The organism is Prosthecobacter sp. (genome assembly GCF_029946185.1).
Classification (GTDB): domain Bacteria; phylum Verrucomicrobiota; class Verrucomicrobiia; order Verrucomicrobiales; family Verrucomicrobiaceae; genus Prosthecobacter.
The window spans coordinates 1-25,857 of record NZ_JAQSEA010000178.1 but is presented as its reverse complement, the minus strand read 5'-3'; the positions used below and the strand labels follow the sequence as shown (position 1 = coordinate 25,857).

Sequence of the window (25,857 nt, the reverse complement as noted above, 5' to 3'; positions counted from 1 at the left end):
TCACAGAGATATGAATCAGAGTTCCGGACAGTTCAGCCCCTCTGTGCCCTCGGCTCGGCCTCTGTGGTAAAAAATCAATTCCGCCCCCCACACACACAGCACCCTCGCCCCTCCCCAAACACACGCCAACAACAGCAGCGTGTCGGAATCCCATCCAAAAAAATCCTGTGAATTCTGTCATCCTGTAAATCCTGTCCAAACCTGAACCGAGTCAGAGAAAAACACCCGTATCCTTCTCCCCTCCTCCCCGCCCCTGACACACACCAACAACAGCGGGTCCTTGAATCCCATCCAAAAAATCCTGTGAATTCCGCCATCCTGTAAATCCTGTCCAAACCTGACCCGAGCCACCCCAACCGCAACCAACCTGCAAGATTGCCGAATCCGACACACCAAAACCCCCATTTCCTCGCAAAAGCATCACTCACTCAGCATGACGATTCCTGACCTCCAGCCGCCTCCGCTCCCTCACCCCTTTCCCTTCACCGCCCCCTCCCAAGCCCCCAGTTCCTCCGGCACCGCCGCCATCGGATCCGCCGCCTTCACCGCCTTCCAGATTTTCAGAGCGAAGTCGGCCATGTATTCGAGGTAGTCGGGCTCCAATTTGGAGGAGGGCTCGGCGAGGGTCTGGTGCCAGGCGTCGCGGGCGTGGTCGAGGGCTTCGGGGAGGCGGCCCTGGCGCTGGCGGATCAGGGCCATGGCGCGGAGGTCGTCCAGACGGTTCTTGTAGGTGGCGTTGTGTTCGGCGTGATTTTCATAGAGCTGGTGATGCAGCTGCCAGGCCTCCTCCAGATGCCCGGCCGACTCCTGGGCCCCAGCCAGCGCGGCCAGGGCCCGGGTCATGTAGGTTTCATTGCCCCCCTGCTGGGCGACGCGCAGCCCTTCCTGCGCGGCGGCGATGGCTGCATCAGGTTGCTTCAAGCCGCAATAAGCGGCGCTCTGGGCTTCAAACGCGACCTGCATGTCCTCCCGCAGGGTGTTGGCGCGAGCATCCTCCTTGGAGATGGCAGCGGTGCGCTGCTGGATGACTTCGATGGCCTCCTGGGTGTGCTGGATGGCCTGATCATGCAGGCGGGCGCGATTTTCGATCTCGGCCAGCCAGATGAGCTGATGGGGCAGGTTGGCGGCTTCTGGCAGCGCCTTAAGACGCTGAACCACAGCACCCTGCATTTCAGCGGCACGCGCATGGTTGCCACGATGGATCATGAGTTCCACGAGCCGAATATCAAATTCCCACTGGTGCTTGGCGACTTCGCCACGCTGCGTGGCCAGGGAGATGCACTCCTGAATCTGCTTCTCCGCCGCATCAAACTCCCCGGCCGCCTCCAGCGCCGATGCGTTGGACATGAGAATCTGGTGCAGCGCCACGCCACTGAGCTGCTTTTGGCGCGCTTCGGCCACCGCCTCGGCACTGGCCTGCGCCGCGTCTTTGCCACGGCGGAGCTTGATCCACGCGCGCACCAGCATGCCCTGCGCCCGGAACCAGTTCTGGCTGCCGCGCCCCTCATGCTCCTCAATGTGCGTGCGCAGAGCTTTGAGCAGATCCACCGCTTCGATCCTGGACCCGTGATCGACTTCCATGATGATGTGCTGAAAGGCGGCCTCGCGTGCGGCGGGATTTTCAGGGCCTAAACGTGCAGCGGTGAGCTCCGCGCTGCGACGCAGTGCAACCAGAGACAACTTGCGGTCGCTCATGAGATCAAACAGACGGGCCACCTGGCCCATGAGCTCGATTTGCAGATCCGGGTCCTCGCGCATGTCTTCGATCCGCTGCTGGCTGGTGATGAGCGCCAGCCGCAGGGCCTCGGGATTCCGGCCATTGCGCACTTCATCGGCGACTTCCTTGAGCAGGTCGGTGAGGAATGAAGCGGACTCACGGCTGCGCAAGGCCTCGGACTCGGCCCGTCCCTGCGCCTCACGGGCGAGCTTTGCCTGCCAGATGGCCATGCCCGCCCCATTCACCAGTGCCAGCACACTGAAGCAAGCCGCTGCAAAGGCGACGCGGTGGCGTTTGATCCAGCGCGAGGCGATGTAGGCCGCGCTGGGCGGGTGTGCGGAGACGGGTGCGCCATCGAGGAAACATTGCAGGTCGGCGGCGAATTCGGCGGCACTCTGGTAGCGGCGCTGAGGCTCTTTTTCGAGGGCGCGCAGGGCGATCCAGTCGAGATCCGCCGGCAGCTTGGAGACATCCATGCGCACCTCTTGGGCGGGTGAGGGCGCAGGAAGGATCTTGGTGGTGAAACTGGTGGAAGGACGTGGCGGATTTTTGTCGCGAATGATGCGCCAGAACTCCTGCCGGCTCTGGCCCTGCCTGGTGACTTCGGCAAAGGGCGGGCTGCCGGTGAGCATTTCGTACAGCACGGTGCCCAGCGCGTAGATGTCGCTCCGGGTGTCCACGCTGCCCACGTCTTCGATCTGCTCCGGGGACATGTACTGCGGCGTGCCCATCACGAAATTCGCCTGCGTGGCGAAGGTCATGGCCTCGATGCCGCCGGAGGCGAGGGCCTTGGCGATGCCGAAGTCGATGATCTTCGGCACGGGCCGGCCATCCACCTCGGTGACGAGGATGTTGGAGGGCTTGAGGTCCCGGTGGATGACGCCCTTCTGGTGCGCGTGCTGCACGCCACTGCATACCTCCCGGAACAGCGTGATGCGCTCCCGCAGCGTCAGATGCTGCTCTTCGCAAAACGCAGTGATGGGCCTGCCGCGCAGCAGCTCCATCACAAAAAACGGCCGCCCGTCCGGGGACATGCCCGCATCCAGCATGGTGGCAATGCAGGGATGCTCCATGGCCGCGAGCATGCGGCGCTCCTGCTCGAAGCGGGCGAGGATCTGGCGCGAGTCCATGCCGCGCTTCAGGAGCTTCAGCGCCACCTCGCGCTTCAAGGGCTGCGACTGCTCGGCACGCCAGACGAGGCCGAAGCCACCTTCGCCGAGTTTTTCGATCAGCCGATAGGGGCCAAGGACATCGCCGGGTTTTTCATCGCCCCATTCCAACGGCCCAGCCCCATCGTCGGGTGGGGGAGCTGAGAAATCATTGGAATCTGGAGGCATGAGCACGCGCTGAGTATCCTTAAGAACGCAGCATGATCCACCAAATCATACAGCATGATACACCAAATCATGCAGCGAGTACTTTGCTGCATTGACCAAGCCCCTCCTCGCGCTTCACTGCACCTGCATGACACCCCTTCACCAACTTCGCGCCGGCATCATCGGCACCGGCTTCATCGGACCCGTTCATATTGAGGCACTTAAGCGCCTCGGCGTGACCGTGAACGGCATCTGTGGCTCCACGAAGAGCGCGCGCCAGGTGGGCAATCTGTGGGGCATTCCGGAGATCTATGGCGACTACGATTATGAGGCGATGCATACCAGCCCGAACATCGACGTCGTGCACATCACCTCGCCAAACAAGGTTCACGTCGAGCAATGCCTGGACGCACTGGCCATGGGCAAGCACGTCATCTGCGAAAAGCCGCTGGGCATGACGACGAAGGACACGCAGCTGGTGGTGGATGCGGTGCGCAAAGGTGGCAAGAAGGGCCCGGTTTTCGCAGTGAACTACATGTGCCGCTTCTTCCCCGCCATCCTGCAAATGCGCGCCATGGTAGCACGAGGTGACCTGGGCAAGATCATCCACGTGCAGGGCCACTTTTTCCAGGACTGGCTGCTGCATGAGACCGACTACAACTGGCGCATCCTTTCCAGCGAAGGCGGCAAGCTGCGCGCGGTGGGTGATGTCGGCACGCATTGGATCGACGCCGTCGGATTCGTGCTCGGCGCGAAAACACAGAGCGTCTTTGCGCACATCGAGACCTTCTACAAAACCCGCAAACGCCCCAAAGGCGAGGTGAAGACCTTTGCGAAAGTGGACCCGAAAAAGATGGTGGACTATCAAGTCGATACGGAAGACTTCGGCAGCGTGCTGCTCAAATTTGGCAAAGCGAAGCACGGCTTTGCAGATGGCGTGCATGCGAATGCCAGCATCTCGCAGGTGGCCGCCGGTTGGAAATGCAGCCTGAGCTTTGGCGTCTACGGCACCAAGGGCAGCGTGCGGTGGGATTTGCAGCAGCCGAATGAGATCACGTTGGGGCGTCGCGATGAGCCGAATCAAATCCTCCAGCGCGGCACCCCCGGCTTCCTCGAAGACGTCGCCAACTACACCGACTATCCCCCCGGCCACGCCGAAGGCTTCAGCGATGGCCACAAGATGCACTACCGTGCCATTTATGAGCACATTGCCAGTGGTAAGCAGACGCCGGTGCTGTTTGCGACGGCGGAGGACGGGCACCACGAGATCAAGCTTTGTGAGGCTATTTTGGAGAGCAGTGAGAAGAAGACGTGGGTGGGGGTGTGAGGCAGCAGCCCGCCCGAGCACAACCCACATTGCTGACATGCTAAGAGCTTTCAATCTACTCGGCTACATCCTGCTCATTGCGGCACTCCCAGCAGTGCTTGAAAACATGTGGGAGGTGTATTGGGGGACGATCACGGCTGGGCCGCAGATGATTGGCTTTGTGCTCGCGCATGCAGATCCCGATTCAAGCTGGGTGCGCGTCGTCCACTATTCTGGTTTTGCGGGCATCGCCTATCACCTTTTCGGCGTCGTTACCGTCAGCCGAATACTTTTGGGATTAAAGCCAAGCCTACACATAAAGCTGTTTTCCTGGATGTTTTTGATCTTCACGGTTCATGGTCTGATCGCGGCGCTTTATCCCTTCTGGTCACCGTGGTTTGAGCGCACGTGAGCGAAGGGAGATGCGCAGAGACTCGATTTTTGGAAAAGATCGTTCATTCTGCTTCATGAACTGGCTGGCGCATCTTTACTTGTCGGAGCCGGAGGTGGAGTTTCGGGTGGGGAATTTGTTGCCGGACTGGGTGGGGCCGTGGGAGATGGTGGGGCTGCCGGAGGGATTTCAGCGGGGGATTGCGAGGCATCGGAGAATTGATGCGTTCACGGATGCGCATCCGCTGGTGAGGCAGAGTGTGCGGAGGTTTGAGAAGCCGTTTCGGCGCTATGGTGGGGTGCTGACGGATATCTTCTATGATCACTTCCTGGCGGCGGGCTGGAATGTGCATAGCAAGGAACCGCTGGGAGAATTTGTGCAGGGCTTTTACGACTCGGTGGAGCAGGTGCAGCGACACATTCCGGCGCAGGCGTGCACGGTGCTGGAGCACATGCGGGCGGGTGACTGGCTGTGTTCGTATGCGACTTTGTCGGGCATCGAAATGACGCTGCGGCGGATGTCCCACAGGCTACGCTTTCCGTTTGATCTGGCGGCGGCGATGGCGGTGCTAGAAGAGCAGTACGAAGGGTTTCGGGAGGACTTTGAGGCGTTTTTTCCGGAGATGAAGGCGCATGTGATGGAGGGGTGAGGGGGGAGAGGCGGGGGATGCCTGAAGAGGAATGAAGCACGGAGGGGCTCGTTGGACGTGTGCGCGGCATCTTGGCCTTTTCGCATACAGCACCTCTTTCCGTCAGCCGGACGCGAGTCCTTTGGACTTTGCACATGCTATACCGATTCGAAAGCGGTGTCGTCGATGCAGGCTTGCGCCTCGCATCTTTGCCACCGCACTCCATGACGCTGTCGCGTTTTTACCAATCTGCGTGGACTTCTTAGTCGTCGGGGACTTGGATGCGCTGTGTGTTGAAGCGATAGATGGATTCGACCAGTGGCTTGCTGGTGTGGCGCTCGAACCAAGCGGCGGAACACTAGGGGTAATCGGCGGCTTTGGAGACGAGGCCGTGCTTGACGGCGTTTTGATGGGTGTAGTTCAGCCGTGCGAGATAGGAGCGCTCATAAGTGAGCTGGGTTTCGCGATAGTTTTGCCAAACTTTTCTGCCGGGTGTACGATCTAGCTTGTTCACCCACCTGGCGGTTTTCTCATGGAGGAGTCCGAGCATTTTGGGGAGGCTCTCGGCGGTATCGGGTGACTCGGCGATGAAGTGGTAGTGATTGGAGAAGACGGTCCAGGCTTCTAGGCGCCAGTCGAAGTCGGCGCAGACTTTGAGGAGGCCGCGATGGAGAACGGCGAGGCGAGCGGCGCTACGGAAGTGGTGTTCTTTGAGGTATGTGGCGGCGGTGACGAAGTAGATGCCGTGGGTGCCGAGCCGATGGAGCGGCGCATGAGGCCATGCGAGCTTCGGATCATTGTCGGGGGGCATTGGAGAATGCTACGGAATGGTCTGGTGTGAAGCAAGCGCGACAGCGTCGTGGAGTGCGTGCGGCAAGCCTAGGCGCGACGCCGCTTTCCGTCAGCCGGACGTAGGTTCTTTGGCCTTTGTGCATGCTACACCGGCTCGAAAGCGGTGTGGCGCTGCGCTTCCCACCGCACTCCATGACGCTGTCGCGTTCGCGGATGCACCTAGCCAATCCCTAACGCCTTGCGGATGGCGAGGGCGTCTTTGAGGGCTTTGTCAATGGTGTCACCGAGGACGGTGAAGTGGCCCATTTTGCGGCGGGGGCGGGCTTCGCGTTTGCCGTAGAGGTGGAGTTTGGCGCGTGGGTGATTGAGGACGGGGGACCAGTCGGGGTGGATGAGGGGGGCGGGCCAGACGTCGCCGAGGAGATTGACCATGACGGCGGGGGTGTGCTGGGTGGCATCGCCGAGGGGGAGGCCGCAGATGGCGCGGTGCTGCTGCTGGAACTGGTTCGTAAGGCAGGCGTCGATGGTGTAGTGGCCGCTGTTGTGGGGGCGGGGGGCGACTTCGTTGACGATGACTTTGCCGTCGGTGGTGACGAACATTTCGACGGCCATGGTGCCGACGTAGTCGAGGCCTTCGGCGACGGCTTGCCAGAGGGCGATGGCTTGCTGGGTGATCTTGGGATCGACGCGGGCGGGGGCGATGGTGACGTCGAGGATGTGGTGGGTGTGCTGGTTCTCGACGCAGCCGTGGGTGGCCATGCTGCCATCGATGCTGCGGGCGCCGACGACGGAGACTTCGCAGTCGAAGGTGACCCATTGCTCGACGACGGCACGCTGGCCGGTGAAGCCGCTCCAGGCTTCGGCGAGGTTGGTGTCTGCGGTGACTTTGCACTGGCCTTTGCCGTCGTAGCCGAAGGCGGCGGTTTTGATGACGCAGGGGCGGCCGAGCGCGGCGACGGCGGCTTCGAGTCCGGCGAGGTCGTCGATGACTCGGAAGGGGGCGCAGGCGATGCCTTGATCACGCAGGAAGTTTTTTTCGCGCTCGCGGTGCTGGGTGGTGATGAGGGCCTTGGCGCCGGGGCGCAGAGGCTTCACGGCTTCGACGGCGGCGAGGCAGGCGGCGGGGATGTTTTCGAATTCGGCGGTGACGACATCGACCTGCTGCAGGAAGTTGTTCAGGGCGGTGGTGTCGTCGTAGGCGGCGTTGATTTCGAGGTCGGCGAACTGGCCGGCGGGGCAGCCCTGGGGTTCGTCGGTGAAGATGGCAATGCGATGACCGGCGCGGCGGGCTTCGAGGGCGAGCATGCGGCCGAGCTGGCCGCCGCCGAGGACGCCGATGGTCGAGGGAGGCGGGAACTTCATGCCTTGGGTTCGACTTCGAGTTCCTTCTGGCTTTCGAGCACCTTTTGCGTCTGGCGCTCGCGGAAGATTTTCAGTTTTTCGACGAGCTCGGGATTATCATTCGCGAGCATGGAGACGGCGAAGAGTCCGGCGTTCAGGGCGCCTGCGTTGCCAATGGCGAAGGTAGCGACGGGGATGCCGCCGGGCATCTGGACGATGGAGTAGAGGCTGTCCACGCCGCTGAGGGCGCGGCTTTGCACGGGGACGCCGAGGACGGGGATGGTGGTCATGCTGGCGGTCATGCCAGGAAGATGCGCGGCACCGCCGGCACCGGCGATGATGCATTTCAGACCGCGCTGAGAGGCGGTGGTGGCGTAATCGTAGAGAAGCTGGGGCGTGCGGTGGGCGCTGACGACTTTCTTTTCAAAGGGGATGCCGAAGTCGGTGAGCACCTGGGCGGCGTTTTGGAGCGTGGGCCAGTCGGAACTGGAGCCCATGATGATGCCCACGAGGGGCTGGCTGGCGGAGGTGTTGCTCATCGGGAAAGCTGGCAGAATGGCGGCAGGGTGGCCGGGCACAAATTTTTTCTGGATGAGATTTGCCAGAGCCTTGTAGGGTGCCTGTCATGATTTCAGAATTCAACCGCAGCCAGATCGTGTGGGCGGCACTCGGTCTCGCGGGCAGTGCGGTGTGCTATGCGCTGACGTGGGTGTTCCTGCAACGGGTGGCGATGGCCTTGCTGGATGCATTCAATCTCTCCGGGACGCATGCCACGTGGCTGAGCTGGGTGATGGTGATCGTCATGACCTTGAGCGGATGGCGCACTTGGAAAAGCGGCCAGAGCTTTGAGAGCTATGCGGAATCTGTCTTTTGCCCAGATCTGACAGGCAGCGGCGAAACGATGTGGCTGCGTGCGGCGGACCACCAAGGGCAGGAGCTGAGGGGAACGGCCTATGTAATAAGCCAGCTGTTTCTGAGCGGACCGCTGCTGATGCTGAAGAGCATTCAGCGTCTCAAGAGCCGCATCCCGGATGAGGCTGGTCTGGAGTCAAAGCTGACTCACATGCTGGGAGTTTTGCGTGCAGCCAACAAGTGGCAGGGACTGGCGGACCATCCCGGGCAGGAGCGGGAGATTTGGCTGCTCGGGCGGATGAAGCAGATCGATTTCAGCCAGTACGAAGGCCGGGTGCGATTCAAGGCCAGGACTCCTCCTTGATGTTCTTCGCGGGTTTCAGGGCGACCAGAGATGAGACGGGGATTTAACATGGGCCAGGCTTAAAAAAGACTTTGGGAACAGAGCGAAGAAAGGGGCTGGGGTGCTGGCATCGCTGCGCTATGCGAACGCCTGCTGGGTGATGAGGGTGCGCGTTCGAGGAGTGTCGCTTCGCTCAACCCCTCGCTACAGGCTGGGATGGCTACGCCATTCAGAAGGTCAAACTCCATAAGGGGGCCGCGCGATCCAGATGGCTCCGGCATCCAGAGGGTCAGAGTCCAAAAGGGCCGTGCGATCCAATGATCGCGGTCGGAGTCCCCGAGTCGGCGGGTGATCGTTTAGCAAGCCTCTTGCCCGAGGCCGAAGGCTGTGCCAAGCACAGGAACATGACCTTTCTCGACAAACTGAATCAACGCATCGCCAAAACTGGATCCAATCTCTGTGTGGGGCTGGATGTGCGGGCGGAGAATGCGGAAGAATCGACCAAGCGGTGGATTCTGGATGTGATCGCGCAGACGGCACCGTATGCGGCGGCTTTTAAGCCGAACTCGGCGTACTTTGAGGCGCTGGGCTGGCGCGGGATGAAGATGCTGGAGGAGATTTTGCAGGAGATCCCCTCAGATATTCCGGTGGTGCTGGATGTGAAACGCGGAGACATCGGCGAGACGCAAGGATATTACGCCAAGGCCTGTTTTGAGGCGATGAACGTGGATGCGGTGACGCTGAATGCCTACATGGGCCGGGACACGCTGGAGCCGTTTTTGAAATACACGGACAAGGGGCTGTATTTGCTCGGCGTGACCTCGAATCCGGGCGCGAAGGACATTGAGCTGCAGCAGGCGGGCGACCGTCAGGTGTATGAAATCGTGGCGGGAATGACGGCGGGGCACCCGCAGGCGGGGCTGGTGGTGGGGCTGACGAATGCGGCACCGGATGTGCTGAATCACATCCCGGACGTGCCGCTGCTGATTCCGGGACTGGGCGCGCAAGGTGGCGATCTGGGGGCCCTGAAAGGCAGCGGGCGGAAAGCGCCGCTGCTGGTGAATGTGTCCCGAGGCGTTCTGTATCAAAAGGATGAGCTGAGTTTTGCCGCGCGTGCGGAGCACTGGATGAAGCAGATTCAGGGTGCGCTGAACTGACACTTTCATTTTGAAGAATGGTCAAATCGAAAAGCGGATGGAGCTTGATTGAAGCGCATTCGAGAGGATGTGTGGTCTCCACAGACATCCATGGTAATCGACCTCAGCGAGCATCTCAAAACACCCTTCCAGAAAAGGATTTACCGTCTGATCGGACCCACCCTGGAAAAGGCGCTGGGGTTTCGTGGCTTTGAGGATTGCTACCGGGAAACCTCACGGCTGTTCAAGCTGCACCCGCAGCATCCCAATGTGTTCGCGTGGTTTGATTCGGCAGCACATGCGTTCAAGCTGCAGGAAGAAGCCGATCTGCCGGCGGAGTTTTCGTTTCCGAAGCAAGGGCCGCTGATCATCGTGGCCAATCATCCGTTTGGCGTGATCGATCCCGTCATGCTTGCGCGCTGGGTGGGGCGGTTCCGGCCTGACATGAAGGTGATGACCAATTCAATGCTGCTGGCCATGGAGGAACTGGCAGCGCATGTGATTCCCGTGGACCCCTTTGGGGGTGAAGGCGCGGCCAAACGCAACCTGGGGCCGATGAAAGAGGCGATCCGACTGCTCCGCAGCGGTGGTGCGCTGATCATTTTCCCAGCGGGGGAAGTGGCTTCCTACAAACCCGGACGCGGCGTCGAGGAACCGGCGTGGAGCAACCACGTGGGCTCGCTGGTGCGCCGCACGCAGGCGACGGTGCTGCCCGTTTATTTCCCGGGCTCCAACAGCGCACTGTTTCATGCCGCAGGGATGATCCACCCACGGCTGCGCACGGGACTGCTGCTGCGCGAGTTCTGCAACCGCGAGAACACCCTGGTGCAGATGAACGTGGGGCAGCCCATCCCCTTCTCGCGCCTGAAGAAATTTGAGGATGACGAATCCCTCACCCGCTACCTGCGCATTCACACTTTTGTGCTGCATCAGCGCGGCAAGGAGGAGATGGCCAAACTGACTGTTGCGGGTGAAAATATCACGATCATACCGCCGTCTGAAACGCAGCAGGCGCACATGGTGGAGGAGATCGACCGCATCCGTGCGCGTGGTGGCCGTCTGGTTGGGCAAGGCAATTTGTCCGTCTATCAGGCGCATTCGCATGAAATTCCTGCGCTGCTGCCGGAGATCGGCCGCCTGCGCGAAATCACTTTCCGTGAAGTGGGCGAAGGCAGCGGCAACGACATCGACCTCGACAAGTACGACCGCTACTACGAGCACCTCATTCTGTGGGATGAGGAGAAGGAAAAAGTCGCCGGGGCTTACCGTCTCGGACGGGCAGACATTATTCTGCGCGAGTATGGTTCCAAGGGGCTTTACACCAGCACGCTGTTCCGGTTTGAAAAGCCGTTCCTGGCCAATCTGGAACATGCGGTGGAGATGGGGCGCAGTTTCATCATCAAGGCTTACCAGCGCAATCTCGCCACGCTGCCGCTGCTGTGGAAGGGCATCGCGCACTGGATCTCGCGCAATCCGCACTACAAAAAGCTGTTTGGCCCGGTGAGCATCAGCAAGGATTACAGCAGCCTGTCGCGGAAGATGATCGTGGAGTTTTTGCAGGACAACCGCATGCACCCGCACCTCTCGAGTTTTGTGAAGGCGCGCAATCCCTTCCGCTACATGAAGACGCGGCGGATGATGCGCGAGTTCATCAGCGCGGATCTGCAAAACGTGGACGACTGCTCTGCGCTGATCTCCAGCCTGGAAACGGACGGCAAGGGTATCCCGATTCTGCTGAAGCACTACCTGAAGCTGAATGCGACGCTGCTGAGCTTCAACGTGGACAAGGATTTCTCATCGGTGGTTGATGGTCTGATCATGGTCGATTTCACGGAGACTGACCCTCGGCTGCTGTCCAAGTACATGGGTGAGGAAAACTGCCGCCAGTATCTCGCGAGCCACAAAAAAGAAGCGGCCTGAATCAGGCCGCTTCGTGAACTGTGGTTGTGGTGGATTATACCTCCGGGGTATGCAACACCGCCCAACACGAAAGGCATTGAGGTGAGTGAGCTGACGGCAACCTCGCCCTGCATGCGGGACTACTTGCAGACGCTGCTAGTAGCCGTGAGGTGTTACGGAGCATTGGCTTTGCTTCCCAGAGGGGACGGCAGCACCAGGGTAGCCTCGCCAGGGCTCGGCAACCCTTCGCTATGGTGCACAACCCCTTTGGGGTTGGATGCTTCATACCACGAACTATTGAAAAGCAGTATCCTGCCAGCCACAAAAAAGAAGCGGCCTGAATCCAGGCCGCTCCGTGAGTGAATCCAGCAGATGCTGCTGGTTATTTGTGGGTGCCGTTGGTGGCTTCCATTTCGGGTTCGATGAGGCCGTAGTCGCCATCCTTGCGGCGGAACAGGAGGGCGAGCTTGTGGGTCTTCTGATTGTGGAAGATCACGAAGGGGCGATCACTGATTTCGAGGTCCATCAAGGCTTCGTCAGCATAGAGGGGGCGGATTTTGTACTTCTCCTTGTGCACGTAGGAAGGCTCGACGTGCTCTTCTTCGGTGTGCAGCACTTCCTGGTGGAAGACCTGCTCCTCAATGTGACGGATGGAGACTTCTCCGCGGGGGCGATGGGTCCTGAGCAGACGGGTCTTGTACTTGCGCATGCGCCGGGCGATTTTGGCGGCGCTTTCGTCGATCGAAGCATAGATGTCTTCGGTGACGGACTTGACTTCGATGACGATGTGGTCGGCGCAGAAGAGAATGATTTCCGCGATGTGGCGGTGATGGTTCTGGACGTCGAGCACGACCTTGGCCTCAATGATGCGGGGATAGTCAAGGTGGAGTCCTTCGATCTTTTTATGAGCGTACTCACGGATCGCATCGGTGACTTCCATGTGTCGTGCGGTGACGATGATTGGGAGGTTGACGTTGTGTTTTTGCATGGTGTTTCTCCTTTTTGGTTGGGTTAATTTTACATGGTGAACCCTTCGCCCAGATACAGGCGGCGGGCTTCATCATCATTGACGAGAAAATCTTTGGTGCCGTGGCGGCGCACCCTGCCCTCAAAGATGAGGTAGGCACGATCCACGATATTGAGAGTTTCACGTACGTTGTGGTCGGTGATGAGAATGGCGAGACCAGCGGCGCGCAGCATGCGGATGATCTCCTGAATTTCGCTGACGGCGATGGGGTCAACGCCGCTGAAGGGCTCATCGAGCATGAGCAGCTTGGGCGAGGTGACGAGGGAGCGGGCGATGGTGAGACGGCGTTTTTCACCGCCGGAGAGGGTGATGGCCATGTTATCCGCGACATGATCGATGCCAAATTTTTCCATGAGGGACTGGGTCTGCTCCTCACGCTCTTTGCGGGTGAAAGGCTGAGTTTCCATCACGCCCATGATGTTTTCACGCACGCTAAGGCGGCGGAAGATGGACTCCTCCTGCGGCAGGTAGCCCATGCCGAGCCTGGAGCGCATGTACATGGGCTGATTGGTGGTGTCTTTGCCATCAAACATCACCTTGCCGCCGTTGGGCTGCACAAGACCCACGATCATGTAGAAGGTGGTGGTCTTGCCGGCACCGTTGGGGCCGAGCAGGCCGACGATCTCACCGCTTTTGACTTCAATGTCGACGCCGTTGACCACGGCGCGGCCATCATAGACTTTTTTCAGTCCTTCCGTGTGCAGGAGTGTGTTCTTGTCTGGAATGATGGCCTGAGGCACACCCGAGTCGGTCACGACCTGCCGGGTGTCTGCAAGATCCAAGGAGGGCAGAGTTTCCCTGCCATCTTCATTCTTCATTTTTTTCTTTCGCGTAGCCATGTTCACTGCGGTGCGGGTGCGGGCGAATTCATACCGTTCCTCCGGGGCGTGACTTCATCTCCCTGGAGAATGATCGTCTCATGCCCACCGGTGGTGGTCAGCTTGCCGGTCTTTTCGATGATCATGATACAGCCTGCTTCGGTGGCTTTGTGCAACTGATTGCCAGCCTGCACCTGGGGCCATTCAAGGAGGGTGGTCCGCTCGGTTTTGCCGTCATAGATCAGGTGTTTGCAGTGACCGATCTGCAGTTCACCGTCCTCTGAAATTTTCTCAATGGTGACCATGGGACCGCGCGCATCGGCTTTGTCGATGGGGGGAGCGGAGTTGGCCGCCTTTTTGGGGGCGGCGAGGATGTCCGCATCCTTGGCTGCAGGGCGGGTTGTTTTGGGCTTGGGAGCGCCGAGGACGCTGCCGCCTTGCTTGGCCATGAAGAGTTCCAATTCCTCGCACTCGATATACATCTGAGGATGGCGGGCCTTCACGTCGCCCGTAAAAATGGCGTAGTTTGTATTGCCATCAAAGAAGGAGCTTTTTTGCGCGGTGATGTCGATCTGGCTTTTGGTGGCTTTGGGGGCCTCGTCCAGATTCAGGGGCTGCAAAGGTTGTGGCTGGGGGCCGGAGGGCGGAGGGGCAACCACGGCAACTATGGGCGCCGATGGGGCAGGCGCTGTTTCTGTGGCGGGGGTTGTCGTCGCCCCGGCGGGACTGGAAGGGGTGCCCTGCATCACCGATTGGGCGGCTTGCAGTGCCTTCTGGCGCATCTCAGCGCTTTCGGGAGAGAGCAGCAGCTCCTTCGCCTTGTCTTGGATGTTATCCGGCACCTGCTTGACGGCATTCCTGGCCGCATCAATCGCTTTGGATTTGGTCTCTTCATCCACCTTCTTTTTGCGAAAATCAAAGAGCGGGCGAGAGCTCTCCGGACCTTGTGCCAAGGAGCCAGCGCTGCTGATGAGCAGGGCAATGTACAGTATGTAGGACGTCTTCATGTCACTTGGTGGGGAGTGATGCAGCGGGGGGAGGTACCTCGCTGCTGAGAGTGCTGCTGTCAAAGATGACCATGTGGATGTTTCCAGTCATGCGGCCCTGGTTCTTGGCGGTGTCAAAGATGAGGCTGTCGCCTTCGATGTGGAAATCGGGACTACTCACGTGGCTGCGCTCCGTGCTGCGCAACAAGCCACCACTGCCGGCCATCTGATAAAAGGCGGTTTTCAAGTCGATGCGCATGTCGTTTTTTGGATCCGCGTTGAACATCTGTACCACCAGTTTCTCTGCATAGATACGCTCGTCATCCACGCGACGGAGCATGTCTGCGGTGATTAGCGAGGTACGGCGGCCGGTGGAGTCGAAGGAGGGGATGACCGCGCCCGTGTTGACGGCACCCGGAGGGACCATTTGGAGAAAAGCGCTGAGGCCGGAGTCCGCCGTGGCGGACTGCTGTGCGGAAGCAAACATGACGAAACCGGCCAGCACGCCGAGCGTGATGGAAAGCGCGAGCCTGCGGCGGTAGAGCCGCTCAAGTGATGTCACGAACGAGGCCATGAATTTTCCGCAGGGTTTCGACCACTTCGGCAATCTGCGAAAGTGGGATTTGGTTGGGGCCGTCTGAAAAGGCGTTGGCGGGATCCGGGTGAGTTTCCATGAAGACGCCGTCGCAGCCGGTGGCGACCGCAGCGCGTGCGAGCACGGGGGCCAGTTTGCCATCTCCGCCAGTCGCGGTACCAAGCCCGCCGGGGCGCTGCACACTGTGCGTCGCGTCCATCACCACACGATATCCGAGCTCCCTCATCCAGTAGAGAGATCGCATGTCGGCGACGAGATTGTTGTAACCAAAGGTGGTGCCGCGCTCGGTAAACATGAAATTCTGGCAGCCGACGCTGGCCAGCTTGTCGGCGATGTTGCGCACGTCCCACGGGGCGAGGAACTGGCCTTTTTTGACATTCACGGCGCGGCCGGATTCACCGGCTGCGACGATCAGATCCGTCTGGCGGCAGAGAAAGGCAGGGATTTGCAGGAGGTCGATGTGTTCTGCGGCTTGTTTGACTTCTTCGACGCTGTGGACGTCCGTGGTCACGGGCACGCCCAGTTTCGCGCCGATCTGGGCCAGGAGCTTGCAGCCGGCCTCACAGCCGAGACCCCGATAGGAGGAAATGGCGCTGCGGTTGGCCTTGTCGTAGGAGGCTTTGAAAATCCAGCGCCAGCCGTACTGCTGCGCCATGGCACCGAGTTTTTCGGCCACGCTCCAGATGAAATCTTCGCTCTCGATCACGCAAGGGCCGAGCATCAGGACCGGTTCCGTGCCATCCATCGACACAGACCCTATTTTCACTACCGGAAGAGAGAACAACCCCATAAAAACTTAATATTGATTCTAGGAGCCTCGCTCCAGAATCGGTTTTGAATATTTCCAACCCCGTTGCGCGACCCGCTGTGGATGAAATGTAGCGGGCAGGGTAGGAAAGACAACGGAAGATTCTCGCAAGGAATTATGCATCCAAGCGACACACTTCGAGCTCGACCTGAAGCGCCGACGTTGAACCGGGCGGGCCATTGTAGTGGCCGGAGATGGGGGCGACATCCTGGTAATCACGGCCGGTGGCGATGAGGATGTGGCGCTCATCGGCCAGGGTGTCGTTGGTGGGGTCGAGGCCGAACCAGCCTTTTCCCGGGACGTGGACCTCACACCAAGCGTGGGAAGCCTGAGCCCCGCGCAAGTGCGCTTCGGGGCCGTTGTAGAGATAACCGCTGACGTAGCGTGCTGGAATGCCGAGCGAGCGGCAGATGCCGATCATGAGGTGCGCGAAGTCCTGGCAGACGCCCTGCTTTTTCTGCAGGACCTCGTTCATATGAGTGGAGGCCGTGGTGCTCTTCGGCTCATACTTCCATTCGCGGAAGATGTGCTGCATCACCGCCTCGGCGGTTTCAAAGATGTCGTTGCTGTCATTGCGGATGTCGATGCCCAGGCGCCAGACTTCAGGGGTAACCGCGACATAATGGCTGTCGCCGAGAAAGGGTGCGACCATTTCGTCCATGCCGCTTTTGAGCGCTGCAAAGGGCACTCCGAGGGGCTTGCCATCCTGGTAGGGATTGGTGGTGTTGATCGTGGACTGGGACTCGATGATCAGCTCCGTATGCGGCTCTGGAATGTCGAAATAGTGGACGTAGTTGAGCCAGTTGTCGCGGAAGTGCTGCAGCCGGGCGGGAGGATTGACGTTGAGCAGAAAGAATTCGAGACGCGACTTGTCGTCCGTGACGGGCCGCAGCCTCACTTCGTTGTAGCTGTCACGCACCGCCACGCGGTAAACGTAGCGGGTGCGATGGAAGACTCGGAATCGCATGTCGCGTGCAGCAGGAGTTACCGACGATGTGGTTACTGCTTTTGCTGCTGAAACTGGGCCTGAAGATCTTCGTTCGCGTAGGTGTGGTATGCGCCTGAGGCGATGCTTTCCACCGGGGTCTCCTCAGGCAACAGCGCGAGATCTGCGTGCTGCACGAAGGTCTGGAAGATGGCTTCACCAATTTGATTCAGGCGTGACTGCAAATCGTCGATGTATTCATGCAAACCGGTGGCGAGGACTTCTTCGACGGTGGTGTAGGCCAGATCTGCGCGCAAGCGGCCCACATGACGCAGAGGCAAGGGCATGCCTTTCAGGCCGGCATTCGCGCAGAGCGATTTCAGGGCGGATTCAGCTTCTGCGACACAGCAGGCGATGGAGCGCGGGAAGGTCTCGTCGAGCAGCAGATAGGCGATGATTTTGGATGGAACGAGGCGGCGGTGAGACGCCTGAAACGCATGCCAGGCGGAACAGGAGCGCAGGAGTGCGGCCCAGCGCAGCGGTCTGGCCTGCGCGTGGGGTGGGAGTTCGAGGGACAAGCCGGAGCAGGTGTCCAGCAGACGGGACATTTTGTCTGCACGCTCCAGGCAGGTGCCGAGGCGGAGGAAGTGCCAGATCTCACCCCGTGGTGTGGTGGAGTCTGCGATGCCCTGGAACTCATAGGACCCGCGCAAGACGCGCTCATAGAATGCGGCACTCTGCGTGCGGTGCATCGCCTTGCCTTCGGCAGATTCGACAAAAAGCCGCAGGGAGTTCAGGGATTCCCAAATTTCATCAGAGATCTGATCCCGCACCGTGCGCGCGTTTTCGCGTGCGGCGCGGATGCTGTTGAGCATCGAATTGGGATTGTCGGCGCGCAGGGCGAGGAATTCGGTGACGTCCTTGCCTTTGATTTTTTTGTGCAGCTTGGAGTAGGCCTCTTCATCGCCGGTGGTGGCGAGGAGGGGCTGCCAGAACTGCGCTTCATCGACGCCCTCGGCTCCGGCATCCAGCAGGAGGTCCTGCGTGGAAAGCAAGAGGCGTGAGAGGTTTTCTGCACGCTCTACATAGCGTGCCATCCAGTAAATGCTGTCTGCGACTCGGCTAAGCATGGCGTGTGATCAGGCGGCGGGTGAGGTTTCGGCAGGCATGTCGAGGGGGTCATCCCAGAGCACCCAGGTGTCCTTGCTGCCGCCGCCTTGGGAGGAGTTCACGACGAGCGAGCCTTTTTTCAGGGCCACGCGGGTGAGGCCACCGGGAACGACGCGAACACGGTCGCCGCAGAGCACGTAGGGGCGGAGGTCGATGTGACGACCTTCAAAATGATCATCGACGAACACGGGATGGCGTGAGAGCTGCAGCACGGGCTGGGCGATGTAGTTGCGGGGGTTCTTCTTGATGAGTTCGGCAAAATCGGCGCGCTCTTTTTTCGAAGCATGCGGCCCCATGAGCATGCCGTAGCCGCCGGACTCGTTCACCGCCTTGACCACGAGCTTGTCGAGGTTGTCGAGAATGTAGGAGCACTCCTTGGGATCGACGCCCAGATGAGTGGGCACGTTCGGCAGGATGGGATCTTGATCGAGGTAGTATTTGATCATCTGCGGCACGAGCGCATAGACCGCCTTGTCATCGGCCACACCGGTGCCGATGGAGTTGGCGAGGGCGACGTGGCCTTTGCGATAGGCGTTGATGATGCCGGGCACGCCGAGGAGGGAGTCTTTGCGGAACACCTGAGGATCGAGGAAATCGTCGTCGATGCGGCGATAGATGACGTGGACCTGCTCCAGCCCCTTGGTGGTGCGCATGAACACGCGATCATTGCGGATGATGAGATCGCGGCCTTCGACGATCGGCACGCCCATCTGTTTGGCGAGGTAGCAGTGCTCGAAGTAGGCGCTGTTGTAGATGCCGGGGGTGAGCACCACGATGACAGGATCAAGCACGCTGCCGGGGGCGAGATGCGCGAGTGTTTCACGCAGCATGGAGCCGTAGGCGTCCACCGGACGCACGGGCAGCTGCTGCAGCAGGCCGGGGAAGGCGCGCTTCATCGCATTGCGGTTTTCCAGCATGTAGGAAGCGCCGGAAGGGCAGCGGCCGTTGTCTTCGAGGACGTAGTAGTCGCCCTTGCCATCACGCACGAGGTCGGTGCCGCAGATGTGAATGTAGATGCCGTGGGGCACCTTGATGCCGCGGAACTCAGGCCGGTAATGCGAGGCGGAGAGCACGAGCTCCGCAGGGACGGCCTTGTCCGTGATGATCTTCTGGCCGTGGTAGATGTCGTCGAGGAAGAGGTTCAGCGCGGTGATGCGCTGGATGAGTCCGGCTTCCACCCTCTCCCACTCACGCTGCGGGATGATGCGCGGCATGAGATCGAAGGGGAAAATGCGCTCCGTGCCTTGATCATCACCGTAAACGGTGAATGTCACGCCTTGGCGAAGGAACGTGGCATCCACGGCTTTTTGGCGCGCGGAGTATTCGGATGGGTTGAGTGAACCTACACTATCAAGCATGGCTCCGTAGTGCGAACGTGCTTTCCCGGTTTTGGAAAACACCTCGTCGAAGAAGCTCTCTGGTTGGTAGTCGTTAAACAGTGACGACATGGTCTTTTATTACTTAGCAAGGGTTGTGCCAAATTTCCAAACGCTTTGCAATCAGCATCGGCAGGGAGGTCATAATTAAGCTCCCACCGGTTCGACGTCCACGCCGACACTGACCGTATGCTTGCCACCGCCGGTGATGATGCCGCGCACGGGGCTGACATCTGAGAAGTCACGCCCGATGGCCACGGTGATGTGGTCCAGCGAAGTGAAGCAGTTGTTGGTGGGGTCGAAATCCACCCAGCCAAAGCCGGGGACAAAGCAGGAGGCCCAGGCATGTGAGGCATCGGCGCCCTGCAGCCGTGGCTTGCCTGCGGGAGGATGGGTGCGCAGGTAACCGCTGACGTAGCGTGCGGGCAGCCCCATGGCGCGCAGGCTGGCGATGGCGAGATGTGCAAAGTCCTGACAGACGCCGCGCTTTTTTTCCAGCACTTCGTTCAGCGGTGTGCTGATCGTGGTCGCCTTCGGATCAAAGACAAACTCACGATGGATGCGGCGGCAGAGATCTGCGGCGGCGGCCAGTACGGGGCGTCCCTTCGTGAAACTGGGCAGCGCAAAATCACGCAGCGGCATTTCATGCAGGAGCAGCGGACTGCCGAATACAAACTGGCAGGGGTCCAGCAAATCCACCGGCACGGGATCACGAAACATCGCGGCAACGCTCTCCCAAGGCGGCGTCTGGAGCGGGTCCGGCTGCAAGACGGGCATCAGCGAGACAAAGCTGCGTGAGATGACTTCGAAGTGCTTGTGAAGCTTCTGCACGGAGAAGCAGGAGACCTGATTGCCAAAGGAATCGGTGTGCTCGGTGAGCAGATCCGGCTCCGGCTCAAAGCTGAGGCTGAACTCCAGACAGCGCTGCGTTTCCGTGTCTCGTGGGCGCAGACGGGCGGCATGGTGTGACACGACCACCCGCGAGCTGTATTCATACGTTGTGCGATGAGTGATGCGGTAGTTCATCACGTGGATTGGATGTCAGCAGGCGTTTCCTCGCTGCTGCTAATGGTGGAGTGTGCGAAGTAACCGGCCGTCAGCGCATCATTGAGCATCGGCATGGCCTCGATGAGCTGAGTGAGAAGCTTGGCCACCTGGGTCTGCGCCCAAGCGCCCGGTTCGACACGGGCGAGTTCGGTGGGATCACACAACTGCAGGCGAGTGCTGTTTTCCAGAAACACACGCATCGCCGGCGTGAGCACTGCTGAGCTTTGCTCGTGTGGCAGATGCTTGAACTGCTGGCGAATGCGCTCAAACTGGAAGCGCAGGCCACGCGGATTCAGTTCGTCGAGCATGAGCAGGTCATACACTGCAGCGAGCTGTGGCAGCAGACTGTAGCGGTTGCGGTAGGTGATGGTGCTGTCAGCCACCTCCAGAATGGCCTCCAGCAAACTCGGATTTTCCGCATCGTCACTGCGCAGTCCGGCGCGCAGCAGCTCGCAGATGTACACCGTGCGCTCAATGCGGTGGCCGACGTCGAGGAACATCCAGCCCTGGGCGCGCGTCATGTTTTCCTTGGCCAAGCCATGGAAGGAGGCGAGTTCGAGGATGATGCGGGTGAGCACGTTCAGCGCGTCAGACATGGGTGTGACGCTGGGGGTGTTGTCATAGGCGTCCAGGGCGTCCCCGAGCTGGCTGATGATGCGCCAAGTATCGACGGAAATGCGGTCCCGGAGCAAGACGCCGATGCGCTGGATGTGCGTCACGCAGGAGCGAATGCTGGTGGGGTGATTGGCATCAAACACCGCCTCAAGCAGCCGGGCTTCGAGATGCTCCTGCTGGGAGGCCAACGCGGCGGCGTCCGGCACATCATCGAGAACAGTGAGACACTTCAATGCCTCCAGCAGCGGGAGCAGCAGGGGCGTTTCGCTCATGCCGCTTTCCGGTGAGCAACGCAGCAGCGTCGAGCGCAGCAGGCGGGCGCTGGATTCAGCGCGTTCTGCGTAGCGCCCGAGCCAGTAGAGATGATTCGCGACCCGGCTGCTGAGATTGTGCCCTGTGCGGCGGAGTTCCACCGGAGTGCTGGTGGTGGAGAGCAGGGTGACGTTTTCCACCGGCCCTTCATTGAGCACCCAGGTGTCTTTGCTGGTGCCGCCTTTCTGCATGGACACCAGGGGGGAGTCCATGCTGGCGGCCACACGCGTCAAAGCTCCGGGCATGACCATATAGCCGTCCTTGGTAGCGACGAGATACACCCGCACGCTCACCGGCTTGTGCACGAGATGGCCGTCCTCCCACATAGGTGCGGTGGAGAAAGAAATTTTTTCCTGCGCCGCCCAGCGGTCCGGGGCAAAGCGCATGCGTTCAGCGAGGGAGGCACGTTCAGAACCGGTGAGGCGGCCGCCAAAGCAGGCCTCACGTCCGCGCACGCGGAAGGCGCTTTTGATGACCATGCGGTCGAGATTTTTTTCCACCTCGCCACGTGGCCGCTCCTGCCCGCACCACCAGGTGGCGACGGAGGGCATGAGCAGTTCCGAGCCCAGCAGTTTGCGGCACAAACCCGGCAGGAAGGCCATCATCGCGGGTGCTTCGGCGAGGCCTGAGCCCAGCGCATTTCCCAGTGACACATTGCCGGCACGCACGGCGCGGACGAGGCCGGGAACGCCGAGCATGGAATCGTTGCGCAGCTCCAAGGGATCGCAGAAATCGTCATCCACGCGGCGCAGGATCACATCCACCTGCTCCAGGCCGTTGAGAGTCTTCAAATAGACCCGGTCATCGCGCACGGTGAGGTCTTCCCCTTCCACCAGCGTGTAGCCGAGGTAGCGGGCGAGGTAGGCCTGTTCAAAGTAGGTTTCATTGTACGGCCCGGGTGTCAGCAGCACGACACGCGGCTCCTCCACGGGCCGAGGTGCCAGGGCGGCAAGGGATTGCTGCATCTGGCGGAAGAACCCGGCGAGACGGCGCACGCGCGCGTCACGAAACACGTCTGGCAGCAGCCGCGAAGTGATCAGGCGGTTTTCCAAGGCGTAGCCGGAGCCGGTGGGAATCTGGGTGCGATCGGAAATGACCCACCACTGCCCATTGGGTGAACGGGCGATGTCGGCACTGTAAACCTGCAGCGGTTTGGCGTTCGGCAGCTTGATGCCGTGGCAGGGCCGCAGATAGCCGGGCTGACCGAGCACGAGTGCGGCAGGCATGCTGCCATCCCGGATCAACTGCTGCGGGCCATAGCTATCAGTCAAAATCGCGTTCAGAAGCATGGCACGCTGAATCAGCGCCTTCTCAATGCCCACCCATTCACGCGCCGAGATGACAAAGGGCACCGGGTCCATGTGCCACGGGGTGTCCATGCCTTTGTCATCATAGATGTTGAAGGTGACGCCGCGCTCTGCCAGCAGGCGGCGGGCGGTGTCCGACAGACGTTTGATGCCGGTGGCGTCCCGACGCTGGAGATCGGCAATGACGGGCTCGTAATGCGGGCGCACCTTGCCACTGGCATCCCGCAGCTCATCGTAATGGCCGCGGGACTCAGGGCCGTCCACGCGCGATGCCATGACCCGTTGTGGAGCGGGAGAGGCGGCGGCGGTGGAGCTTTGGGATTGGAAAATCAATGCGTGGGCAGCTTTGCTGGTGACGATAGTAGGAATCGTTCATGCATCGTGCATCCCGTTTCTTCACTTTCAGCTGTTCCGCAGATCCAGGGTGAAGGGGAACTCGGGGTTTGGCTTGGGTGGCTCTGCCTTCATCTTCCCGGGGGTGTGACCGTGGCGGAAGAAACGGGAGTAGCGGCGGCTTTCGGCTTCGTAGGAGTTCACCGGGAAGGTTTCGTGGCTGAGGCCACCGGGGTGGGCGACATGATAGGTGCAGCCCCCGAGGGAGCGCTGATTCCACTGATCGACGAGGTCAATCGTGAGCGGTGAATGGACGCCGACGGTGGGTTGCAGGCAGTTTGGCGGCTGCCAGGCGCGGTAGCGCACGCCGGCGACGTATTCGCCATTGGTGCCGGTCGGATGCATGGGCACGGTGCGGCCGTTGCAGGTGATGGCGTAGCGGCCTTCCACCATGCCCTGCGCCTTGATTTGAATGCGTTCGAGGGAGGAGTCGACGAAGCGGACGGCACCACCGGCACCGTTGTCTTCACCGAGCACGTGCCAAGGCTCCAAGGCCTGGCGGATTTCCACGTTCACGTTGCGGGTGCACCAGTCACCGCTGAGCGGGTAGCGGAACTCGTAATGCGGTGAGAACCACTCGGGTTTCAGCTTAAACCCAGCCTGCTGGGTGTCATGGCAGACGTCCTCGATGTCGCTCCAGGCGAAGTGTGGCAGCATCCAGCGGTCGTGGATGTCGGTGCCCCAGCGCACGAGCGGCGCCTCGTAGGGCTCCTTCCAGAAACGGGCAATGAGAGTGCGCAGCATGAGGGCCTGGGCGAGGCTCATGTGCGGATGGGGCGGCATTTCAAAGCCGCGCATTTCGAGGAGGCCGAGGCGGCCGGTGCTGCTGTCTGGCGAGTAGAGCTTGTCGATGCAGAACTCGGCGCGGTGGGTGTTGCCGCTGGAGTCGATGAAGAGGTTGCGGTACAACCGGTCCACCAGCCAGGGGGTGACTTGCTTCGCTTCAGAAGCGGCTTTAAAGGCGACTTCGAGTTCATAGAGCGCATCGTTGCGGGCTTCGTCGATGCGCGGGCTCTGGCTGGTGGGGCCGATGAACATGCCGGCGAACATGAACGAGAGCGACGGATGATTCTGCCAGTAGCTGGTGAGGCTGCGCAGAAGATCGGGGCGGCGAAGGAAGGGACTGTCCTGGGGCGTTTCCGCGCCCATGACGATGTGATTACCGCCGCCGGTGCCGGTGTGGCGGCCATCGACCATGAATTTTTCGGTGCCAAGGCGGGTCTGCCGCGCTTCGTCATAGATGGATTCGGTGATGTTGACCATTTCGTCCCAGCTCTTGGCGGGGTGGACGTTCACTTCGATCACGCCCGGGTCAGGGGTGACTTTGAGCACGTGCAGGCGTGGGTCAAAGGGGGGGGCATAGCCTTCGATGACGACGGGCTGATCCAGCGCAAGCGCCACGTCTTCCACGGCACCGAGAGCGGAGAGGTATTCCTCCAGGGTCTTCGTCGGTGGCATGAAGATGAAGAGCTTGCCATCCCGCGGCTGCACGCAGAGGGCGGTACGCACGACTTTGTCAGCGGATTGTCCCACCGAAGGGGGCTGGGCGGCGGGATCGATGCCTTGCGGCTGTGCTTCTTCCCCGGTGAGACCTTGTGCTCTGGAAGGGCCACGGCGCTGCGCGAGTTTTTCCCAGAATGAGGGCGGCACGCCAGCGATGCCGCGTACAAAATGCTGCCGTGGGGGCAGCGGATTGCGGTCTTCCATCGGGTCCTGCTCGTGATGATAGGGGTAGTCGGTGGTCTTGACCCAAGGATGTGAATCGAGCGGGAGACGCAGGCCGATGGGTGAATCTCCCGGCACGAGGTAGCAGCGTTCGGCACGCAGGAACCACGGACCGGTTTCCCAGCCTTCGTCCGCCGGTTTGAGGGGCAGCACGTGGCCGATGATTTTGTCGAGCCCTGCCTCGAACACCTTGGAGAGGCGGGTGCGCTCCTCCTTGTCTTTGAGGTTGGATTTGAGGGGGTCCACGTTCACGGGCAGCTTGCGCTCGCGCCAGAGGTAGTAGAAGGCATCTTCATACGTGGGCATGATCCACTGGTCACTGCAGCCAAGGCGCTCGGCCAAGGCGTGGACGAAGCGTGCGGAGTGGGTCTCATTCACGCCGTAGTCTGTCTGCATGTCGGCATACAGATGGGGATGGGCCCAGAGTGGCTGGCCGTCCTTGCGCCAATGGCAGCCATAGGACCAGCGCGGCAGGGATTCACCGGGGTACCATTTGCCCTGGCCATAGTGCAGGAAGCCCCCGGGGGCGAAGCGGTCGCGCAGGCGTTTGAGCAGGACGTCGGAGAGCTTGGCCTTCATGGGCCCGACGGCGGTGGTGTTCCACTCGTCCCCTTCAGCATCGTCGATGGAAACGAAGGTGGGCTCGCCGCCCATGGTGAGGCGTACATCGTTGGCTTCGAGTTCTTTGTCCAAGGCATGACCCAAGGCAGCGATCTCTTCCCACTGCTCCTCGGTGTAGGGCTTGGTGACGCGAGGGGACTCGTAAATACGAGTGACCTTCATGTCGAAGTCGAACTCCGTTTCGCAGGATTCCGCCCCGCCGCTGATGGGCGCGGCGCTCTGGGGGTCAGGCGTGGCCGCGAGGGGGATGTGGCCCTCTCCGGCGAAGAGGCCGGAGGTGGGATCGAGTCCGACCCAGCCTGCGCCGGGCAGATAGACCTCACACCAGGCGTGGAGGTCGGTGAAATCCACCTCCGAGCCGCTAGGGCCGTCGAGGGACTTCACGTCTGGCTTCAACTGGATGAGGTAACC

Annotated in this window: 21 protein-coding genes; 6 read left to right on the top strand and 15 right to left on the bottom strand. The window is 60.6% G+C overall.

Translation table 11 applies throughout. The features are described 5' to 3' along the window. Positions 1–468: 468 nt before the first annotated feature. Positions 469–3,054, bottom strand: coding sequence for a serine/threonine-protein kinase (locus PSV43_RS15610; RefSeq protein ID WP_300199196.1), 2,586 nt, complete (start codon positions 3,052–3,054; stop codon positions 469–471). Between the two features lie 127 nt (positions 3,055–3,181). On the opposite strand from PSV43_RS15610, the gene PSV43_RS15605 reads away from it, so the two are divergent. The 3 genes from PSV43_RS15605 to PSV43_RS15595 are packed head-to-tail and all read left to right on the top strand — an operon-like array spanning position 3,182 to position 5,379. Continuing rightward, positions 3,182–4,360 (top strand): Gfo/Idh/MocA family oxidoreductase, encoded by a 1,179-nt coding sequence (locus PSV43_RS15605; RefSeq protein WP_300199194.1) that lies wholly within the window; start codon positions 3,182–3,184, stop codon positions 4,358–4,360. Positions 4,361–4,397: 37 nt separating this feature from the next. Next, on the top strand, positions 4,398–4,751 hold the full coding sequence (locus PSV43_RS15600; protein ID WP_300199191.1) for a hypothetical protein: 354 nt from the start codon (positions 4,398–4,400) through the stop codon (positions 4,749–4,751). Between the two features lie 55 nt (positions 4,752–4,806). Then, positions 4,807–5,379 (top strand): ACP phosphodiesterase, encoded by a 573-nt coding sequence (locus PSV43_RS15595; RefSeq protein ID WP_300199188.1) that lies wholly within the window; start codon positions 4,807–4,809, stop codon positions 5,377–5,379. A gap of 337 nt (positions 5,380–5,716) precedes the next feature. Here the strand turns inward: PSV43_RS15595 and PSV43_RS15590 are convergent, their stop codons facing one another. From PSV43_RS15590 to purE, 3 genes are all read right to left on the bottom strand, one after another. Further along, positions 5,717–6,169 (bottom strand): transposase, encoded by a 453-nt coding sequence (locus PSV43_RS15590; protein WP_300199186.1) that lies wholly within the window; start codon positions 6,167–6,169, stop codon positions 5,717–5,719. 200 nt (positions 6,170–6,369) lie between these two features. Further along, on the bottom strand, positions 6,370–7,512 hold the full coding sequence (locus tag PSV43_RS15585; RefSeq protein ID WP_300199183.1) for a 5-(carboxyamino)imidazole ribonucleotide synthase: 1,143 nt from the start codon (positions 7,510–7,512) through the stop codon (positions 6,370–6,372). Beyond that, positions 7,509–8,030 (bottom strand): 5-(carboxyamino)imidazole ribonucleotide mutase, encoded by a 522-nt coding sequence (gene purE, locus PSV43_RS15580; protein WP_300199205.1) that lies wholly within the window; start codon positions 8,028–8,030, stop codon positions 7,509–7,511. The genes PSV43_RS15585 and purE overlap by 4 nt, the downstream gene beginning before the upstream one ends. Before the next feature lie 86 nt (positions 8,031–8,116). Between purE and PSV43_RS15575 the strand changes: the two genes are divergently transcribed. The 3 genes from PSV43_RS15575 (at position 8,117) to PSV43_RS15565 (ending at position 11,742) form a co-directional block, all read left to right on the top strand. Next, positions 8,117–8,707 (top strand): hypothetical protein, encoded by a 591-nt coding sequence (locus tag PSV43_RS15575; RefSeq protein ID WP_300199180.1) that lies wholly within the window; start codon positions 8,117–8,119, stop codon positions 8,705–8,707. A gap of 383 nt (positions 8,708–9,090) precedes the next feature. Next, positions 9,091–9,843, top strand: a complete 753-nt coding sequence (pyrF, locus tag PSV43_RS15570; RefSeq protein WP_300199177.1) for an orotidine-5'-phosphate decarboxylase — start codon at positions 9,091–9,093, stop codon at positions 9,841–9,843. Between the two features lie 90 nt (positions 9,844–9,933). Continuing rightward, a complete protein-coding gene (locus tag PSV43_RS15565) occupies positions 9,934–11,742 on the top strand; it encodes a lysophospholipid acyltransferase family protein (RefSeq protein WP_300199174.1) in 1,809 nt (602 codons plus the stop codon). A gap of 361 nt (positions 11,743–12,103) precedes the next feature. Here the strand turns inward: PSV43_RS15565 and raiA are convergent, their stop codons facing one another. The 11 genes from raiA to PSV43_RS15510 all read right to left on the bottom strand — a co-directional run. Continuing rightward, on the bottom strand, positions 12,104–12,709 hold the full coding sequence (gene raiA, locus PSV43_RS15560) for a ribosome-associated translation inhibitor RaiA (RefSeq protein WP_300199171.1): 606 nt from the start codon (positions 12,707–12,709) through the stop codon (positions 12,104–12,106). 29 nt (positions 12,710–12,738) lie between these two features. Further along, complete coding sequence (lptB, locus tag PSV43_RS15555; protein WP_300199168.1) at positions 12,739–13,566, bottom strand: LPS export ABC transporter ATP-binding protein; 828 nt, start codon at positions 13,564–13,566, stop codon at positions 12,739–12,741. Between the two features lie 23 nt (positions 13,567–13,589). Beyond that, entirely contained in the window at positions 13,590–14,573 is a 984-nt protein-coding gene (locus tag PSV43_RS15550) for an LptA/OstA family protein (protein ID WP_300199165.1), read from the bottom strand. Between the two features lies 1 nt (position 14,574). Further along, positions 14,575–15,114 carry a hypothetical protein gene (locus PSV43_RS15545; protein WP_300199162.1) on the bottom strand — a complete coding sequence of 180 codons (540 nt, stop codon included), beginning with the start codon at positions 15,112–15,114 and terminating at the stop codon, positions 14,575–14,577. After that, a complete protein-coding gene (gene kdsA, locus PSV43_RS15540) occupies positions 15,101–15,937 on the bottom strand; it encodes a 3-deoxy-8-phosphooctulonate synthase (protein ID WP_300199159.1) in 837 nt (278 codons plus the stop codon). Before kdsA ends, PSV43_RS15545 begins: the two co-directional genes overlap by 14 nt. Before the next feature lie 133 nt (positions 15,938–16,070). Then, positions 16,071–16,922, bottom strand: coding sequence for a transglutaminase family protein (locus PSV43_RS15535; RefSeq protein WP_300199156.1), 852 nt, complete (start codon positions 16,920–16,922; stop codon positions 16,071–16,073). 32 nt (positions 16,923–16,954) lie between these two features. Continuing rightward, entirely contained in the window at positions 16,955–18,010 is a 1,056-nt protein-coding gene (locus PSV43_RS15530) for an alpha-E domain-containing protein (RefSeq protein ID WP_300199153.1), read from the bottom strand. Positions 18,011–18,019: 9 nt separating this feature from the next. Continuing rightward, positions 18,020–19,498 (bottom strand): circularly permuted type 2 ATP-grasp protein, encoded by a 1,479-nt coding sequence (locus tag PSV43_RS15525; protein ID WP_300199151.1) that lies wholly within the window; start codon positions 19,496–19,498, stop codon positions 18,020–18,022. A gap of 75 nt (positions 19,499–19,573) precedes the next feature. Beyond that, complete coding sequence (locus PSV43_RS15520; protein WP_300199149.1) at positions 19,574–20,452, bottom strand: transglutaminase family protein; 879 nt, start codon at positions 20,450–20,452, stop codon at positions 19,574–19,576. Beyond that, positions 20,452–22,983 (bottom strand): circularly permuted type 2 ATP-grasp protein, encoded by a 2,532-nt coding sequence (locus PSV43_RS15515; protein ID WP_300199146.1) that lies wholly within the window; start codon positions 22,981–22,983, stop codon positions 20,452–20,454. The genes PSV43_RS15520 and PSV43_RS15515 overlap by 1 nt, the downstream gene beginning before the upstream one ends. A gap of 126 nt (positions 22,984–23,109) precedes the next feature. Beyond that, positions 23,110–25,857 (bottom strand): transglutaminase family protein (locus tag PSV43_RS15510; protein WP_300199143.1); only part of this gene is annotated, 2,748 nt, incomplete at its 5' end.

Coding starts and splice junctions, on each gene's coding strand:
- PSV43_RS15590 (WP_300199186.1), bottom strand. CDS start 6,169: ATGCCCCCCGACAATGATCCGAAGCTCGCATGGCCTCATGCGCCGCTC.
- PSV43_RS15600 (WP_300199191.1), top strand. CDS start 4,398: ATGCTAAGAGCTTTCAATCTACTCGGCTACATCCTGCTCATTGCGGCA.
- PSV43_RS15515 (WP_300199146.1), bottom strand. CDS start 22,983: ATGGCATCGCGCGTGGACGGCCCTGAGTCCCGCGGCCATTACGATGAG.
- PSV43_RS15525 (WP_300199151.1), bottom strand. CDS start 19,498: ATGTCGTCACTGTTTAACGACTACCAACCAGAGAGCTTCTTCGACGAG.
- PSV43_RS15535 (WP_300199156.1), bottom strand. CDS start 16,922: ATGCGATTCCGAGTCTTCCATCGCACCCGCTACGTTTACCGCGTGGCG.
- PSV43_RS15605 (WP_300199194.1), top strand. CDS start 3,182: ATGACACCCCTTCACCAACTTCGCGCCGGCATCATCGGCACCGGCTTC.
- PSV43_RS15575 (WP_300199180.1), top strand. CDS start 8,117: ATGATTTCAGAATTCAACCGCAGCCAGATCGTGTGGGCGGCACTCGGT.
- kdsA (WP_300199159.1), bottom strand. CDS start 15,937: ATGGGGTTGTTCTCTCTTCCGGTAGTGAAAATAGGGTCTGTGTCGATG.
- purE (WP_300199205.1), bottom strand. CDS start 8,030: ATGAGCAACACCTCCGCCAGCCAGCCCCTCGTGGGCATCATCATGGGC.
- PSV43_RS15530 (WP_300199153.1), bottom strand. CDS start 18,010: ATGCTTAGCCGAGTCGCAGACAGCATTTACTGGATGGCACGCTATGTA.
- raiA (WP_300199171.1), bottom strand. CDS start 12,709: ATGCAAAAACACAACGTCAACCTCCCAATCATCGTCACCGCACGACAC.
- PSV43_RS15565 (WP_300199174.1), top strand. CDS start 9,934: ATGGTAATCGACCTCAGCGAGCATCTCAAAACACCCTTCCAGAAAAGG.
- PSV43_RS15595 (WP_300199188.1), top strand. CDS start 4,807: ATGAACTGGCTGGCGCATCTTTACTTGTCGGAGCCGGAGGTGGAGTTT.
- PSV43_RS15610 (WP_300199196.1), bottom strand. CDS start 3,054: ATGCCTCCAGATTCCAATGATTTCTCAGCTCCCCCACCCGACGATGGG.
- PSV43_RS15550 (WP_300199165.1), bottom strand. CDS start 14,573: ATGAAGACGTCCTACATACTGTACATTGCCCTGCTCATCAGCAGCGCT.
- pyrF (WP_300199177.1), top strand. CDS start 9,091: ATGACCTTTCTCGACAAACTGAATCAACGCATCGCCAAAACTGGATCC.
- PSV43_RS15585 (WP_300199183.1), bottom strand. CDS start 7,512: ATGAAGTTCCCGCCTCCCTCGACCATCGGCGTCCTCGGCGGCGGCCAG.
- PSV43_RS15520 (WP_300199149.1), bottom strand. CDS start 20,452: ATGAACTACCGCATCACTCATCGCACAACGTATGAATACAGCTCGCGG.
- lptB (WP_300199168.1), bottom strand. CDS start 13,566: ATGAAGAATGAAGATGGCAGGGAAACTCTGCCCTCCTTGGATCTTGCA.